Source organism: Pseudochryseolinea flava (genome assembly GCF_003286915.1).
Lineage (GTDB): Bacteria > Bacteroidota > Bacteroidia > Cytophagales > Cyclobacteriaceae > Ohtaekwangia > Ohtaekwangia flava.
Genome location: NZ_QMFY01000004.1, coordinates 33,361 through 48,544, shown reverse-complemented (window position 1 = coordinate 48,544; position 15,184 = coordinate 33,361). Strand labels below are relative to the sequence as shown.

Genomic DNA, 15,184 nt, shown 5'->3' with positions numbered 1-15,184 from the left:
GATTGAATTAATGCTTACGAACAATTTAACTAACCTTGATCCTGCTTTGATAAAGGCTGTAATTTTTGACCTTGACGGCGTAATTGTCGATACCGCCCATTATCATTTCCTTGCTTGGAAACGACTTGCAAATGAGTTGGGTATTGACCTGACGAAGGAGGATAATGAAAAACTAAAAGGTGTCAGTCGCATGCATTCATTGGAGATCATTCTTGGTCTTGGTGATGGCAAATTGGCGTTGACTTCCTACGAAAAAGAAAAGCTAGCGAATAAAAAGAATGCTTGGTTCGTCGACTACGTTGAGCGCATGTCACCCGATGAGATTTTTCCGGGTGTGAAAGATTTGCTTCATGAACTTCGTGAGCGAGGAATCAAAATTGGTTTGGCTTCTAGCAGTAAAAACGCCATGACCGTATTGCAATTGCTTCACATTCACCATCAGTTTGATGTGGTTGTAGATGGTACTATGGTTGTGAACTCGAAGCCAGATCCGGAAATATTTTTACTGGCCGCGTCGAAGCTTGGTGTGACGCCAGCAGATTGTGTTGTCTTCGAAGATGCCGAAGCTGGCGTCGAGGCCGCTGTTGCTGCTGGAATGAAATGTGTTGGCGTCGGTAGTGCAGAGCAGCTTCAAAAAGCAGATTTTATTATCGCACAAACTGGAGATTTTAAATTAGAAACATTGGCAGCATTGGCGAATTGACGAATGAACCTTCTCGGCTGCCGAATATAAAAGTGGACTATGAAAGACTACCTTAAACACCACGAATGGGAAATCATTGAGGAAGGTTTTGATCCTCATCTCAATAAAATATCGGAAAGCGTATTCAGTATCGGTAATGGCCGTATGGGCCAACGCGCAAATTTTGAAGAAGAGTATTCCGGCGACACCCTCAAAGGAAGTTATGTCGCTGGCGTTTATTATCCTGACAAGACCAGGGTTGGTTGGTGGAAGAACGGCTATCCTGAATATTTTGCAAAAGTGCTGAATGCACCAAGTTGGATTGGCATTCACATCAGCGTTGATGGTCACAAACTTGATTTGGCCAAATGCAAAGTCGAAGACTTTAAACGCGTGCTCGATATGCGCACAGGTCTTTTGACGCGATCATTTGCAGCAACACTCAGCGACGGAAAGAAACTGCGCGTGCTGTCTAAACGATTTTGTAGTATGGCCAATGGCGAGGTGGGGGCGATCCGTTATGCATTCACACCGTTGAATTTCTCTGGTAAAATAACGCTCTCGTTATACGTCGATGCCGATGTGGTGAATAAGGACTCTAATTATGATGAAAAGTTCTGGGAAGAAGTTTCCAAAGAAGCATCACCAGGTAGGGCGTTGGTTGTCGCGCAAACGAAGAAGACATTCTTCCACGTTGCCACAGCAATGAAGTTTCAGATTACCACCCATGGAAAGATCGTAACGGTAGACCGTATCAACATTGAACAGCGCGAAAAATTTGCGGGCAACGTTTTTCAAATCGATGTAGAAGAAGGGAAAGAAACGATCATCTACAAATACGCAGCTGTACTTTCTTCTGAAAATCATCCTAAGGAAAAGATTGCAGCACAAGCCAATCATGTGCTCGATGATGCCTTTGCGAAAGGGTTCGACAAGCTGTTTGATGAACATGCTAAAGTATGGGAGCATAAGTGGGAAGAATGTGATATCACAATCGAAGGTGATATTGCTGCGCAGCAAGGTATTCGATTTAATATCTTTCAACTTACGCAGACCTATACAGGAGAGGATGAGCGTTTGAACATCGGGCCAAAAGGTTTTACAGGAGAAAAATACGGTGGTAGTACCTACTGGGATACGGAAGCGTATTGCTTACCATTTTACTTGGGAACCTCCGAGCAAAAAGTTTCGCGCAATCTTTTGGTGTACCGTCACAAGCACCTGGCTCGGGCGATTGAGAACGCGCAGAAGCTTGGTTTTAAAGATGGAGCAGCACTCTATCCGATGGTAACGATGAATGGGGAAGAATGTCACAACGAGTGGGAGATAACATTCGAAGAAATTCACCGTAACGGCGCCATAGCCTTTGCCATCTTCGATTACATACGCTACACCGGCGACGAAGATTACCTGGCCGATCATGGACTTGAAGTGCTCATCGGTATTTCACGTTTTTGGGCACAACGTGTGAATTGGTCTGCCGACAAAAATAAATATGTGATGTTGGGCGTAACGGGTCCTAACGAGTATGAGAACAACGTCAATAATAACTGGTACACAAATTACATTGCCACGTGGACGTTGAAATATACACAAGAGGCAATTTCTTTGGTGAAGAAAAAGCACGGAAAGCGATTTGAAGTGATTGCCGATGTAGTGAGACTCAAAGAAAAGGAAGAAACGTCGAAGTGGGCGGACATTGTAGAGAAAATGTATTTCCCACATGACCCCAAACGAGACGTGTATTTGCAGCAAGATAATTTCCTAGACAAAGAGCTTTTGCGGGTAAGTGATCTTAAACAAGAAGATCGTCCACTCAATCAGAAGTGGTCGTGGGATAGAATTCTGCGCTCTTGTTTTATAAAGCAAGCTGATGTGTTGCAGGGTATTTACTTGTTTGAAGATGATTTTAGTATCGAAACCATCCGTAAGAATTTTGATTTCTACGAGCCCATGACGGTACACGAATCATCATTGTCGCCATGCGTCCACGTAATTCTGGCGTCGAAGCTTGGGTACAAAGCAAAAGCTTACGAATTGTATCTTAGAACGGCTCGTCTCGATCTTGATGATTATAACAACGATACTGAGGATGGTTGTCACATTACATCGATGGCGGGTACTTGGATGAGTGTTGTTAAAGGGTTTGGGGGAATGAAGGTTAAAGAAGGTAAGCTTCATTTTAATCCGTTTATGCCCGATCAGTGGAAGTCGTATTCGTTTCGTATCGAGTTCAGAAACCGTGTGATCAAGGTAAAGGTTAGTAACGAAGGTGTAACGACAAAACTTGAGTCGGGAGAGCCACTAGAAATTGTGCTGAAAGACGAAGCGGTGATGCTGAGTTGATGATGATGTAACGAAAATAAAAAATGCAGAGCCCTCGTCTAAAGCTCTGCATTTTACCCTAACCCTAACAAAAAATTCTTTAACCTGTTTTTGTATGAAGTATTGTAATTATTATTTCGATTTTTCGGCTTGTTGACGAGCAACGCCTTTTGAGATAAACCACGTAGGACGGCCACCAGTTTGAACGGAGCCTGTACGTGCATCTGTGCTTCTGTTAACACCTTTTGAAACAGTCCATCCAGCGTTACCCGTTACGATCGCAGACGGCTTGTAGTCTGAATCTTTAAACTGTAACTGTTGCACGCCCTTTGCAATTGTCCAATAAGGGTAGCTTTCTGTTTTAGAACTTTGCGCATTAACGGTGATGGCGCCAAGTACCGTAAGACCAATGATCGACAAGAGCTTTTTCATAAGTTGTTTATTTGATGTTCAAAACTACCTTCTTTTACGCCGAGGTTGGCCAAAACGGTATTAGGATACACTTATAGGATCATTAGAAATAGGTTAGAACGTTAACGCGTCATTAGATTCTTCGTTTTCTTGGTTAATTAATTGATTTTGAAACGAGATTGAACTAAAATTCAGCATGCGAATACTCATAGTAGAAGACGAAGTTAAAGTAGCGGAGGTCCTGAAGCGCGGCCTGGACGAAGCGGGTTATGAATCAGAGGTAGCCTATGATGGCCAGATAGGCCTTCGCTTGGCTCAGAGCGGGCAATTTGATCTTATCCTACTCGATGTTAACCTTCCGTTGATGAACGGCCTGGAGCTGTGTAAAACGCTTAGAGAAAAGGATGAAGTGACGCCCGTGCTGATGCTTACAGCTCTTGGCATGAGCGATGATATTGTTGCCGGATTGGAGTCTGGAGCCGACGATTATCTGCCGAAGCCTTTCAAGTGGAACGAAATATACGCGCGAATCAAAGCCCTCACCAGACGGCGCAAAATCTCTTTTGCAAATCAGCCTGTTGCGGCCGGCGCTGAACAACATGATGTGTTTACCTTCGGCGATCTCGTGATTGACTTTGATGCACGGGAGGTGAAACGCGCTGGTAAACTGATACAACTTACGGCGAAGGAGTATTCGCTCTTGGAGTATCTCGCAAGAAATGCAGGTAAAGTCAAATCGCGCCAGGAAATTGCAGAGTCGGTGTGGGGCTTGACCTTTGAAACGGGAACTAATTTTATTGACGTGTACATCAACTATCTCCGGAATAAAATCGATAAACCATTTGCGACCAAACTTATCCAAACATCCACTGGATTTGGATATGTGCTTAAACTTCCAGAGGCGTGAAAATCGTTCAACGATTAGCCATTCGTTTTATGTTGGTGAGCGCACTTATCACAGGCGCTATTCTGATTTTTATTTACATCGTTACTACGCGTTTCGTTCATACTGATTTTGTTGACCGCCTCACACAGCAGTCTAGTCTAGAGGTATTACATTACGCGAGCCCGGAGGTGAAAGATGTGATGCCCGAGGGGTCGTTCAGTTTGGTTAATCCTTCTACTTCGATTTATTCAAAAGATAAGAAGCTACTCTATCGCAAGGGAGACTACGACATCCCGGCAACGTGGATTGGGCAGCTTGTCGAGAACACGGTGTTCAACGCAGAACGAAATGAGTATACCACCGTTGGGCGCCGACACATTGTCGATGGTCAACTCTATTTGGTTTTTGTTTCCGATAAGGATCTGCCAGGGGAGCGTGAACTCACATTTCTACTCCGTGCAGTAATCGGTGGATGGGTGGTAAGCCTGGTGTTGTCTTATTTGTCAGGACTATACTTTGCCAACAATGCCTTGAAACCCGTAACGCGTGTGGTGGAAGAAGTAAAACAGATTACGGAAGATAACCTGAGTTATCGCTTACACTTTTCAAAAGACGTGGCGAGTATCGACGAGATTGATGAATTGATATTAACATTTAATGCATTGCTGTCGCGGATAGAAAAAGCTTTTCGCTCACAACGACGCTTTGTTCAAAATGCGTCTCATGAACTAAAAACACCATTGACAGCGATCATGGCGGAAGTGGAGTTGGCGTTGACGAAGGACAGAACGCATCAAGAATATCAACGAACGCTAACGGTCGTGATGCAAGAAACAGAGCGCTTAGCGACGATCACACAAGGATTACTGACGTTGGCGCGTCTCGAAGAACGTTCGCCTGACTCTGAGATGGAACGGGTAGTAGTTGTTGATCTAGTAGAACGTACTTTGAATGCTTTTTCCCTGCATCATCCTGATCGTGCTGTGTTTCGCGATGGTGAAATACCTAATGTTATCGTGATGGGAAGTAGTCACCTGTTACAGATTGCTTTGTTAAACGTGCTGGATAATGCGTTCAAATATTCCGAAGCGCCAATACGCATCAGCTTTAATCGTAAAGGAAAGAATATTGTCATTGGTATCCGCGACTATGGTATTGGTATTCCTGTCGCTGAGTTGCAACGCATACGCTCTCCGCTCTTTAGAGCAAGCAATGCCGGACGAGTTCCTGGTGCTGGCTTAGGGCTAGCGTTGGTGGATCGAATCGTGAGTGTTCACAAAGGCGCCATGGAAATTGTAAGTAAGGAAGGTGAGGGGACCTTATGCCTGGTGAAACTTCCTGTTGTCGAGTGATCTCTTTCGAAGATGATAAAAAAGGCTGGGTCAGATTTGTCATGAACCAGCCTTTCTTTTCTAATAATCGTTAATCAATGTCGTTGACTTAAACAACCTCCTTCAGCTCTGGATTTGTGTTAACCGTGGCCCTTGAAGGGAACTCACGTTGCGGTGGTCCCTTTTAAGAAGTGAAGGTGCGCGTTGGCTTACACATTCGTCAATCGTTAATGATCGCTAACGCTAATATCCCTGCTCTGGAAATTCTCCGCGAGAGGCAATGTACAAGTCATACCAATCTTGATGATCGAGTTGAATGTTGAAAGCACTAGCAATATTCTTGATTCGTTTTTCTTCTTTCGTGCCAATCAATGGCAGCGCGCCCAATTTGATGAGCCATGCCACAGCCACTGATTCGATGTCTGCACTGTATTTTGGTGCGATCTCTTCCAGCTTCGTGCGTACGCGAGATGCTACCTCGTCGGTGCCGGTGGCAATTCGTCCACTCGCAAGCGGCGACGAAACAAGAGGACGCATGTAACGTTGTTTGATGTAGTCGATTTGTCCATTATCAAGCGCGCCCGTGTTCAACAAATTCAGTTCTAAGTGATGCGTTACGATCGGTGTTCTGATATAAGCCGCGAGTAACTGATGTTGAAATACTGTGAAGTTAGCAACACCAATGTGTTTTACCTTTCCTGATTTCAAGAGCTTTTCGATCGCGATTGCAGATTCTTCAAGATTTGAAATAGGATCCAGGTGATCAAGCAGGAATATATCAATGTAATCCGTACGCAACTTCTTCAGCGAGTTCTCAACACTTGATAATATGTGTTTTGCAGACGTATCATAATGTTTCAGTCGTACCTCGGGGTGTTGTGGACTTGGAACACGTAATCCGCATTTTGAAAACAGCACAATGTCTTCTCGCTTGAATGATTTTTTAGTGATGATATCACCGAACAATGACTCACATTGGTAGGCGCCATAAATTTCAGCGTGATCGAAAGTATTGATGCCAAGTTCAAGACACAGGTTAACGATTTTTTCCATCGTTTGTGAGGCGTTGCTCCCCAAATCGTCCCATCGGTAGAATCCGTAAACGGCAGGAGAGACTTTAGGACCTGCGTCACTGAGATAAATTTTCTGCATTTTTAAATGATCTTATTGCCACAATTTTCTGATTAAATACGATAAAAAAAAATTATCGCGTCAGTTTTTGCAACCGTTGGTTCACGCCGCCACCACTATCCCTTCAGCAAGATGACAGCATCATCAAGGCGGTGATCGAGCCTGATTTGACAAGCAAGCCTGCTGTTGGCCGCAGCATTGGGCAGTGTGTCAATCATGTCGAGCTCCGTATCCGATGGCGTTGAAAGATTTTCAACACCCTTCAAGATTTCGACGTGACAGGTGGCACAAAGCGCCATGCCTCCACACGTCGCGGGAATTGGATATTCAGACGCCTTGAGCACTTCCATCAAGCTAAGGTTGATATTATCAGGGAGTTCCAAGCGTTGAACGTCGCCAGTACTACTCTGGACGTCGAACGAGATCGTGTCTTTGTCAGCCATATTTAGAATGCATTAACGCCGTTTACAGTCGTGTATTTGAAACTTGCTTTTTGATCAGGGTACACAAAATGGAACGCACTTTGGGCCATGAGCGCCGCCTCATGAAAGCCGCACAGAATCAATTTTAATTTTCCCGGATAGGTGTTGATATCACCAATCGCAAAAATCCCGGACACGTTTGTGGCGTAATCGAATGTATTTACTTCAATAGCATTTTTATCGAGGTTAAGTCTCCAATCTGCAATCGGTCCGAGCTTTGGTGTGAGTCCAAACAGCGGAATAAGGTAGTCCGTGTCTATTTTTAAAAGTTGTTTCTGTTTGTCTTCAATCTCAACAGCCTTGATGACACCATTGCCGTGGAGCGCTTTGAGATTGGCACTGAGCAGGAGATTTATTTTTCCGTTTTTCGCTAGTGTAGAAACTTTCTCTGCGGAATCGGGTGCGCCACGAAACGATTCATTTCGATGCACGAGTGTTACACTTTTCGCGATGTTGGCCAAGTGGATGGTCCAATCAAGCGCAGAATCTCCACCGCCAGCGATGATGATATTCTTGTCGCGGAAAAGCTCAGGATCTTTTACCATGTACGTTACGCCGCGTCCTTCAAAACGACCAAGATCTGCGACCTCTGGTTTTCTGGGCTCAAAACTTCCAAGGCCCGCTGCAATGACCACCACCTTGCTGTGTACTGCTGTGCCATCGGTGGTTGTGAGAATAAAGGAACCGTCGTCATTCCGGGTGAGGCTATCGACTCTTTCACCGAGCGTGAACGTTGGTTTAAAAGGCTCGATCTGTTTACGAAGGTTGTCTACCAACGTTTGCGCCTGTACTTCAGGGAAGCCCGGAATATCGTAAATGGGCTTCTTCGGATAGATCTCTGAAAGTTGGCCACCGATCTGAGGCAGCGCATCGATGAGGTGGCAGCGCATTTTCAAGAGACCGGCTTCGAAAACGGCAAATAGACCTACAGGCCCGGCGCCAACGATGGCAATATCGGTTTGGATGATCATGGGGTAGCTTAATTTTAGTGTAATAATAATTAGTATAACAATAATTATACAACGAAATAACTACCAAATTGGTTGGGATTTGTTACGCTAAATTTTCATAGATCGTATCCAGTACTTTCTTGAATTGGTTGAAATCTCTTTCGGTGAGACCTTCCCATGCTTTTAGGCGAATGGCTTGAACTTTGGGCGTGAGCTGTTGTACTTTCTTGGCGCCTTCTTTCGTGAGGCTAACATTGAAGCTGCGACGATCTTCAGGATGAACATTCCGGACGGTCAATTTTTTGTCACATAACAGATCAATAATGCGGGTAAGGGTAGGGTTGTCCTTAAAAAGAAGTTCCGCCAATGCATTCTGTTTCATCTCGCCGTACTCATCCAAATGTTTCAATACGATCCACTGGTCGACGGTGATGTTAAAGCCTTGCGCTGTAAACTGTTGCTGAGCATATTGTTTCACACGTCTGGCAGTGCGGTCCAATAGAAATGAATAGGAGCTATAGCGAGATTCGTTCATAGTGCAATAGTTAGTACACAAACTTATGAATTTGTAGCCAATCTCCGCCTCCATACCCACCCTGTGAATAATGCTAGTATCAAAACAAACAACGCCGTATACAAATGGAAAAAAATAAAAGAGGAAGGATTTTTTACGTCGATCACACTGTTCGTCCATGCGATAAAGGCGTCCGCGATGATCAGCTGCTCAAACAGGTAATGCTTCGCCTTCGGAGTTGTCGACGGAAATCCGAACGCTTCGATGCAAGCGCTGATGGACTGTGCCTCTTTTGATTTTCCATAGATGAATAGCGTACGTGCGCCTACAATCGTTGCACTGCTACCGATATTCCAGATAACGGGACCTGAATCAATATCGCCCTCACCAGCCATTCCTCGTGGATACTCTCGAATAAATGGTAAGCCGAAATGTTGGTCAAGAAAAAGTCTTTCAAAACTTTCAAATTGTTCCTTGGCAAAGGAGGAATCGATTTCCACAAGGAAATTTAAAATCAAACTTTGCGAGCTTCCTCTTGCCCGTTCTATGGCGTTCTCGTTCGCATCGGTTCGGTGTGGAATTAGTCCTCCAGTACCGACGTTACGGCGCACGCTGTTGACCCATCGTGATAATGTGGCTGAATATGCGGGCGTGAAAATTTTGTCGTGGAGCGACAACGATGCTAGTGCAATGATTCCATCGGCAGGCCAGCGCATTCCGTCATAGGACTCTGGAAACAATTCTTTGTTCATCACATAAGCGATTTCGCTGCAGGCTTTCTTAAATGCGATCACATGAACTGTATCGGCGCGTTCTTTTCCGGTCAACTGAATTAGTTTTCCGAGCAGGTAATTATTCCATCCTGTATAAAAGGCGCCATAACGGATTGGCAACATTTCATCAAATGGCATCTTCCCATCGGTGCTGTTAATCGCAGTCCATGATGTTTTAATTTCTTCGATTGCCTTTCGCTTTAGGGTGTCATGCGGATGATTAAGCGCAAAATCTGCCCACGTAAGTCCGTAGAGTGCATGCATGAAAACATATCCTTCAGGATACATGTTTTGCATCTCGTGTGCTGCGCCTGTGTCTATTGCCCGCTCAAAATAGCGTAGCTGTTTGATTACGGATGCTGCCGCGATTGGATCTATAACTGGCCCATCGTAAAGTTTGATGTTGATATAAAGCAATGCAAATATGACGATGGAGCTAATCGCCGTCAGTAGAAACTTAATTCCCTGTTTGAATAAGGATACAACCTCCGACATTACCCTGGCAGAATCACAGTGAATGTAGTGTGCTGACCTTCGGTTGAGTCGAGCGTGATTCGACCATCGATTTTTGCGAGTGCACACTTGACGAGGTAAAGCCCCAATCCATTTCCATGGGAGATGGTGTTGCCACGATAGAACATCTCAAAAACTTTCTCTTGAATGGTGGCGTTGATGCCCGGGCCATAATCTTTTACGATGATTATTGTTTGCCCAGGGACTTGCTGAACCTGCAGGATCACTTGTTTGTTATCGGACGCTGTCGAAAAATAAAAAGCATTCTCCAAAAGATTGCCGAGGATGATGCTCAATAGCATACGGTCTGTCTTAATGCTAACGGATTCTGGAATTGAGAAACTGAAATACTCAGGGCGATAATGCGGCACAATCCTTAAAAGGTCATCTAAAATTTTAAGCAGTGTCTTTTTGTCAAGACTTTCAATGGTAACTGGATTTTTTTCGATGATGTGTTTATCCAATAACTTTTGAAGTGTACGGTCTAACTGGATTACGGTCTTGTGTAAGAACTCATTATAAAGTTGATAGAACTTTTGGTGGTCGGGTTCAATTCGAGATACTTCGATTAGTCCAAGCATGCTAGAAATGGGGCCGCGAATATCGTGCGACGCGCGATACAGAAAAGTTTCAAGTTCCATCACCGTGTCGTTCAACTTTTTCGTTCGGTCACGCACTACTTTTTCCAAGTCTTCATTAATCTCGGTGAGTTTTGTTTGCGCCACTTCAAGTTGGTTACTTTTTAGCGCTAGGCTATCGCGTTGCGCCGCGAGCTCTTCGTTGATTTGCGTTAGCGTGCTATTTTTTTCTTCGATGCTATCACGTTGTTCTGCAACTTGCTTGAGCAGCGTATTGATCTCCGAGTAGGATGTTTGCAGTTCATTCGTCCGAATTTCGACAAGTTTTGAAAGTTTCATCTGCTGATTATGCATGAACCGTAGTCGAATCTTGACAAGGATGTAAACACATGTTACAATCGCTAGGAAAATAAGAATGCGGAACCAAACGGTATCCCACCAAGCCGGAGCGACAATAATTTTTATCGTGCGTGCTGCGTCTGGCCAACTTTTGCCATCTAACGATGCTTTTATTTTTAAAGTGTATTCGCCTGGCGCCAGGCTTGTGTAATGCACGAATCGCCGATCCGCACCGCCGTATTGCCAATCTTGATCAAAGTTCTCTAGCATATATGCATAATGAATGCTTTGCTGCCAATTGAACGTGAGTGGGGAAAAGTAAACGGTAAATGAATAGTCTTCATGATTCAACCTGATTTCCGTTGTTTCTGTAATTGATTTGTCGAGAATGATCCGGTCGTCGTGAAGTTTGCCAGGTCGCACTTCCTGGTTTCGAATTTGTAACGCCGTTAACACGACTTTTTCATGGATCGGGTTGAAGATTAAACTATCTGGATGAAACAAATTGAATCCATTCACGCCGCCGAAGAAAAGTTTCCCGTCTTTTGAACGGAAAGAAGCGCGCGGTAAGAACTCGCGTCCCTGTAGTCCGATGATCTGCGGAACCTCCGTAATGCGGTGTGTTTTCGCGTCGAATTTAGCAAGGCCATTGTAGGTGCTGATCCAAATGTTTTTGTGTTCATCAGGTTGAATAGACGCAACGGTAGGGCTAGGCAGGCCATCTACCTGTGTAATGGTGCTTACAAGTTTTAAATCCTTTGTGAGAATGTTGATTCCGCCACCATTTGTACCAACCCAAATGTTTCCGGTGTGGTCTTCGTAGAGACATAAGATGATATCGCTTGTAAGGCCAATACCGCTATTCATGGTGATGTTCTTAAATTTTCTGTCGCCAGCGTACATGACGCTCAGTCCATTGCCGGTGCCCACCCACAGATTTTTCTTCGAGTCTATAAGCAGCGCCATGATGTCGTTGTTCACGAGCGAGGTAGGGTCTGCTGCATTCGACGTATAGTATGTGTAAGCTTTGGTTTGGGGATTAAAATAACACAAGCCATCACGCAGCGTGCCAAGCCATAGGTTGCCGACGCTATCTTCACGAATATCCCAAATGTGCCAGCTTCGAAAGTTTTTTTTATCTGGATTGTAGATGTCGAGTTCTTGTTTCGTAGTGTTGTAGCGCATCAGCCCGCCTTCCCATGTGCCCAACCAGAGATTTCCCTTCGAATCTTTTTGTATGCATTTGATACTCATGGAGCTAAAACGTTCATTCATCGGTGCCTCTTCGAATCCTTTTAAATCTTCTCTCAAACGGTATAGCCCAGCGCCGCCTGTCGCGATCCACATGTTACCATTGTCTTCTTGATTGAAACTTAGAATCTCATTGTTTTTGATGCTGCCTTCGCCTTGATTGGTATGGTAGTGAAGGATGCGTGTATCCGTAGGGTTGTATTTTAAAACCCCCATCCTGAAAGTGCCCATCCAAACATTGTGATCGCGATCTTCAAATATGGAATAAATGGGATTTCGAACCACAATGCTGCCTTGAATCCCGTACTCGTTGTAAAGCGCAAGTTGTTCGCGTTTATTGTCGAATAAATAAATGGCTTCGCTGCCAACCCAAAGCATCCCGCGGGTATCCTCATATACTGATAATATCGCATTGAAATCTAATCCGCTATTTGTCTTGTTGAAATTTTTAACCTCACTGGTTTGCAGATCAATTTTATAGAGTCCTTGTAATTCTGTCCCGATCCAAAGTGTATGTTGGTCTTTTGAAAGCACAAGTGCCCGCATCGAAGGATTGATCGCATTTGCCCACGGATACTTCGATAACATCGCTTCTTTGGTGAGCACGTCGCCAGAAGGTGTGATAACCTCCAAGCCTTCGAGTGTAGCAACCAATACATCTCCATTTGGCAGCAGGAGTGTACCAGACACAAGGTCGTTTTGAAATTTATGGGGAGGATCGCCATTGACTGTATAGTGCATGATTCGTTTTTCCTTCGCGCGGATCACATTGATTCCGTCGCCAATGTAACTGATCCATACGCTGCCGTCGGGATGGATTTTGATATCACTTACGGAAGCACCACTAAGCTTTGTTGGGTCGTTGAAATCTACAGGGTATTGTTCAAAGGATTCGGTTCGTGGAACGTAGCGACATACACCATTGCTGGTACCAATCCATAGACTGCTATCGGGGGCGAGGCACAACGCCCTAATCGAATTCGCCGGTATGGAGGTGCTATCGCCTTTGATGTGTTTGAAAATCTTGAACTCATAGCCATCGAATCTATTCAAGCCATCGTCGGTGCCGATCCAGATGTATCCGTTTTTGTCTTGCGCAATGGTGTATACTAAGTTCTGTGATAATCCTTTTGTTGCATTGTATGATTCGAATTCTAGGTTTAGCAACTGGCCGAAAGCCATGGTTGAGCAGAGGCATGCAAGCAAGGTCGCGAACAGCAACCTGTACGCAAACGAATTTGCTAGTATGCTGACATACTGCGTTTTATACTTATCAAGGAAAGCGATGGGCTCGCTGATCATGTGTTATGCATGGGCATGAACAGTTAATTTATTCAAAAAATGTATGCTGGACAAATCGCCAAAATTCACTGTCAGAATTTGAAATTCGGCCGGGCTAAAAAAATAAAAGCCACCTTCAACAGGCGGCTTTTATGAAATGCTAAAGTGAATATTATTTCAATGACTTAATGAGTGTTTCGTTCATCATTTGGTAGTCACGGTTTTCAGCAACTTTTGCAGCTTCGAGTGACGCTGTTGCCGTAGCCAGCGCAGCTTTTTTATCACCAAGTCCTTTTTCGATTTTTGCTTTCTGGTGAAGTACCCAGAACGGATTGTTCATACCTTCAGCAGCTTTGTTAACCCATGCAAGAGCTTGCTTCAGATCTCTTCCCGTTTCGAGGTAGTAGACAGCAGCTTGAAAGTAATCGTATGGTGCTACTTTTTCTGCTTTTGTGGTAGCATCGATCGACGCGATAACCGCGGCATCAAAGTCAGCAGCAACGGTGAATTTTACCGATGTGTTTTCCCATGCGAGTTCTACTTTTGCGCTTTTGTTATCGGCAGCGATATCACCAACATTGAATGTTAACGTTTCGATTTTGTTGGCGAGTTTACCTGGCTTCACTTTGAAGTTCGCGACATCTTGTGCAGCGTCGTATTTTTTCATGTCGCCGCCCATTTCTACATTTTTATTCAGGGCTAGTGTCCATTCTTTTTCACCTGGCCATGAGAGGAGAATATATTCACCTTTTGGAACAGCAATACCTTCAACTTTAACATCTTCGGAGAATGAAATTTTTGTACCACCGTTGGCACCAGTTCTCCAAATTTTACCGTAGGGAACAAGCGTTGTCGCGTTGTTGCTAAAAATAGTTCTGCCTTTTGCTGAAGGACGGAAATAAGAGATTTTGATATCTGTCAATCCAACGGTAGCAGTAACCGATCCAGCTGGGCTGGCAGCAGGCGTGCGAACCTGAGCTTGCATGACAAATGAAGCCATCATCAAGGCCACAAGCAATAAAGATTTTTTCATGGTGGAGTTAATTTAGTTTTCTTGCTTTTGATTTTTTTAGCGGTGTCAAATTTAGAAATTCTTTTGAGACAAGAACGGGTTATACGATGGTGCTGACAGAAAGCTTTTACCAGCGGTCGGATGTTGTGAAGATCGCACGTGAACTACTTGGTAAAGTATTGTTTACAAAAATTGACGGGATGATAACCGGTGGCGTAATCGTCGAAACGGAGGCATACTCCTGGAAAGAAAAGGGATGCCATGCCTACGGCGCCAAGAAGACAAACCGAAACGCCATCATGTTCGAAGAGGGTGGCAATGCATACGTATACCTGTGTTACGGTATGTACAATCTGTTTAACGTTGTAACCAATCGCCAAGGCGTTGCTGATGCTGTGCTCATCAGAGCTTTGGAGCCCTTTGAAGGCATCGATACCATGACGTTACGACGAGGCCCCATCAAGAACGCTTTTCAACTCACCTCTGGCCCTGGCAAGTTGACCAAAGCTATGGGCATTGATAGAAAATTGAATGGAAAATCTTTATTAGATAGTGAAGTTTGGTTAGAGGATCGCGGGATAAAAATTGCGACCAAGTCCATCGCCGCGTCTCCACGCATTGGAATTGACTATGCCGGCGACGACGCATTATTACCTTGGCGATTTACCGTTCAGGGTAATAAATGGATAAGCAAACCGTGATAACCTCCGCACACAGTTTATATT

The 15,184-nt window shown here is 44.4% G+C and carries 13 protein-coding genes; 5 read left to right on the top strand and 8 right to left on the bottom strand.

The genetic code is table 11. The features are described from left to right. Positions 1 to 10: 10 nt before the first annotated feature. Both pgmB and DQQ10_RS09780 read left to right on the top strand, forming a co-directional pair. Complete coding sequence (gene pgmB / locus DQQ10_RS09785; protein ID WP_112746685.1) at positions 11 to 703, top strand: beta-phosphoglucomutase; 693 nt, start codon at positions 11 to 13, stop codon at positions 701 to 703. Between the two features lie 39 nt (positions 704 to 742). Then, entirely contained in the window at positions 743 to 3,028 is a 2,286-nt protein-coding gene (locus tag DQQ10_RS09780; protein WP_112746684.1) for a glycoside hydrolase family 65 protein, read from the top strand. Between the two features lie 111 nt (positions 3,029 to 3,139). Here the strand turns inward: DQQ10_RS09780 and DQQ10_RS09775 are convergent, their stop codons facing one another. Beyond that, a complete protein-coding gene (locus DQQ10_RS09775) occupies positions 3,140 to 3,439 on the bottom strand; it encodes a hypothetical protein (RefSeq protein ID WP_112746683.1) in 300 nt (99 codons plus the stop codon). Positions 3,440 to 3,614: 175 nt separating this feature from the next. Between DQQ10_RS09775 and DQQ10_RS09770 the strand changes: the two genes are divergently transcribed. Beyond that, positions 3,615 to 4,325 (top strand): response regulator transcription factor, encoded by a 711-nt coding sequence (locus DQQ10_RS09770; RefSeq protein WP_112746682.1) that lies wholly within the window; start codon positions 3,615 to 3,617, stop codon positions 4,323 to 4,325. Further along, complete coding sequence (locus DQQ10_RS09765) at positions 4,322 to 5,656, top strand: sensor histidine kinase (RefSeq protein WP_112746681.1); 1,335 nt, start codon at positions 4,322 to 4,324, stop codon at positions 5,654 to 5,656. Before DQQ10_RS09770 ends, DQQ10_RS09765 begins: the two co-directional genes overlap by 4 nt. 222 nt (positions 5,657 to 5,878) lie before the next feature. On the opposite strand, the gene DQQ10_RS09760 is transcribed toward DQQ10_RS09765, so the two are convergent. The 7 genes from DQQ10_RS09760 to DQQ10_RS09730 all read right to left on the bottom strand — a co-directional run bounded on the left by DQQ10_RS09760 (position 5,879) and on the right by DQQ10_RS09730 (position 14,480). Continuing rightward, positions 5,879 to 6,787, bottom strand: coding sequence for an aldo/keto reductase (locus DQQ10_RS09760; protein ID WP_112746680.1), 909 nt, complete (start codon positions 6,785 to 6,787; stop codon positions 5,879 to 5,881). 95 nt (positions 6,788 to 6,882) lie between these two features. Continuing rightward, positions 6,883 to 7,209: a 2Fe-2S iron-sulfur cluster-binding protein gene (locus DQQ10_RS09755; protein WP_112746679.1), complete on the bottom strand. Its 327-nt coding sequence runs from the start codon at positions 7,207 to 7,209 to the stop codon at positions 6,883 to 6,885. A 2-nt stretch (positions 7,210 to 7,211) separates the two neighbouring features. Next, complete coding sequence (locus tag DQQ10_RS09750; protein WP_112746952.1) at positions 7,212 to 8,216, bottom strand: NAD(P)/FAD-dependent oxidoreductase; 1,005 nt, start codon at positions 8,214 to 8,216, stop codon at positions 7,212 to 7,214. An 85-nt stretch (positions 8,217 to 8,301) separates the two neighbouring features. Next, positions 8,302 to 8,733: a MarR family winged helix-turn-helix transcriptional regulator gene (locus tag DQQ10_RS09745; RefSeq protein ID WP_112746678.1), complete on the bottom strand. Its 432-nt coding sequence runs from the start codon at positions 8,731 to 8,733 to the stop codon at positions 8,302 to 8,304. A gap of 23 nt (positions 8,734 to 8,756) precedes the next feature. Next, positions 8,757 to 9,980 (bottom strand): hypothetical protein, encoded by a 1,224-nt coding sequence (locus tag DQQ10_RS09740; protein ID WP_112746677.1) that lies wholly within the window; start codon positions 9,978 to 9,980, stop codon positions 8,757 to 8,759. Beyond that, positions 9,980 to 13,468 carry a two-component regulator propeller domain-containing protein gene (locus DQQ10_RS09735; RefSeq protein ID WP_112746676.1) on the bottom strand — a complete coding sequence of 1,163 codons (3,489 nt, stop codon included), beginning with the start codon at positions 13,466 to 13,468 and terminating at the stop codon, positions 9,980 to 9,982. Before DQQ10_RS09735 ends, DQQ10_RS09740 begins: the two co-directional genes overlap by 1 nt. A 151-nt stretch (positions 13,469 to 13,619) precedes the next feature. Then, positions 13,620 to 14,480, bottom strand: a complete 861-nt coding sequence (locus DQQ10_RS09730) for a DUF2911 domain-containing protein (protein ID WP_112746675.1) — start codon at positions 14,478 to 14,480, stop codon at positions 13,620 to 13,622. 86 nt (positions 14,481 to 14,566) lie between these two features. Between DQQ10_RS09730 and DQQ10_RS09725 the strand changes: the two genes are divergently transcribed. After that, on the top strand, positions 14,567 to 15,160 hold the full coding sequence (locus DQQ10_RS09725; RefSeq protein WP_112746674.1) for a DNA-3-methyladenine glycosylase: 594 nt from the start codon (positions 14,567 to 14,569) through the stop codon (positions 15,158 to 15,160). The last annotated feature ends 24 nt before the right edge of the window (positions 15,161 to 15,184 follow it).

Excerpts from the sequence above, each read along its gene's own strand:
- pgmB (WP_112746685.1), top strand. The coding sequence starts at position 11 with ATGCTTACGAACAATTTAACTAACCTTGATCCTGCTTTGATAAAGGCT.
- DQQ10_RS09780 (WP_112746684.1), top strand. The coding sequence starts at position 743 with ATGAAAGACTACCTTAAACACCACGAATGGGAAATCATTGAGGAAGGT.
- DQQ10_RS09775 (WP_112746683.1), bottom strand. The coding sequence starts at position 3,439 with ATGAAAAAGCTCTTGTCGATCATTGGTCTTACGGTACTTGGCGCCATC.
- DQQ10_RS09770 (WP_112746682.1), top strand. The coding sequence starts at position 3,615 with ATGCGAATACTCATAGTAGAAGACGAAGTTAAAGTAGCGGAGGTCCTG.
- DQQ10_RS09760 (WP_112746680.1), bottom strand. The coding sequence starts at position 6,787 with ATGCAGAAAATTTATCTCAGTGACGCAGGTCCTAAAGTCTCTCCTGCC.
- DQQ10_RS09755 (WP_112746679.1), bottom strand. The coding sequence starts at position 7,209 with ATGGCTGACAAAGACACGATCTCGTTCGACGTCCAGAGTAGTACTGGC.
- DQQ10_RS09745 (WP_112746678.1), bottom strand. The coding sequence starts at position 8,733 with ATGAACGAATCTCGCTATAGCTCCTATTCATTTCTATTGGACCGCACT.
- DQQ10_RS09740 (WP_112746677.1), bottom strand. The coding sequence starts at position 9,980 with ATGTCGGAGGTTGTATCCTTATTCAAACAGGGAATTAAGTTTCTACTG.
- DQQ10_RS09735 (WP_112746676.1), bottom strand. The coding sequence starts at position 13,468 with ATGATCAGCGAGCCCATCGCTTTCCTTGATAAGTATAAAACGCAGTAT.
- DQQ10_RS09730 (WP_112746675.1), bottom strand. The coding sequence starts at position 14,480 with ATGAAAAAATCTTTATTGCTTGTGGCCTTGATGATGGCTTCATTTGTC.
- DQQ10_RS09725 (WP_112746674.1), top strand. The coding sequence starts at position 14,567 with ATGGTGCTGACAGAAAGCTTTTACCAGCGGTCGGATGTTGTGAAGATC.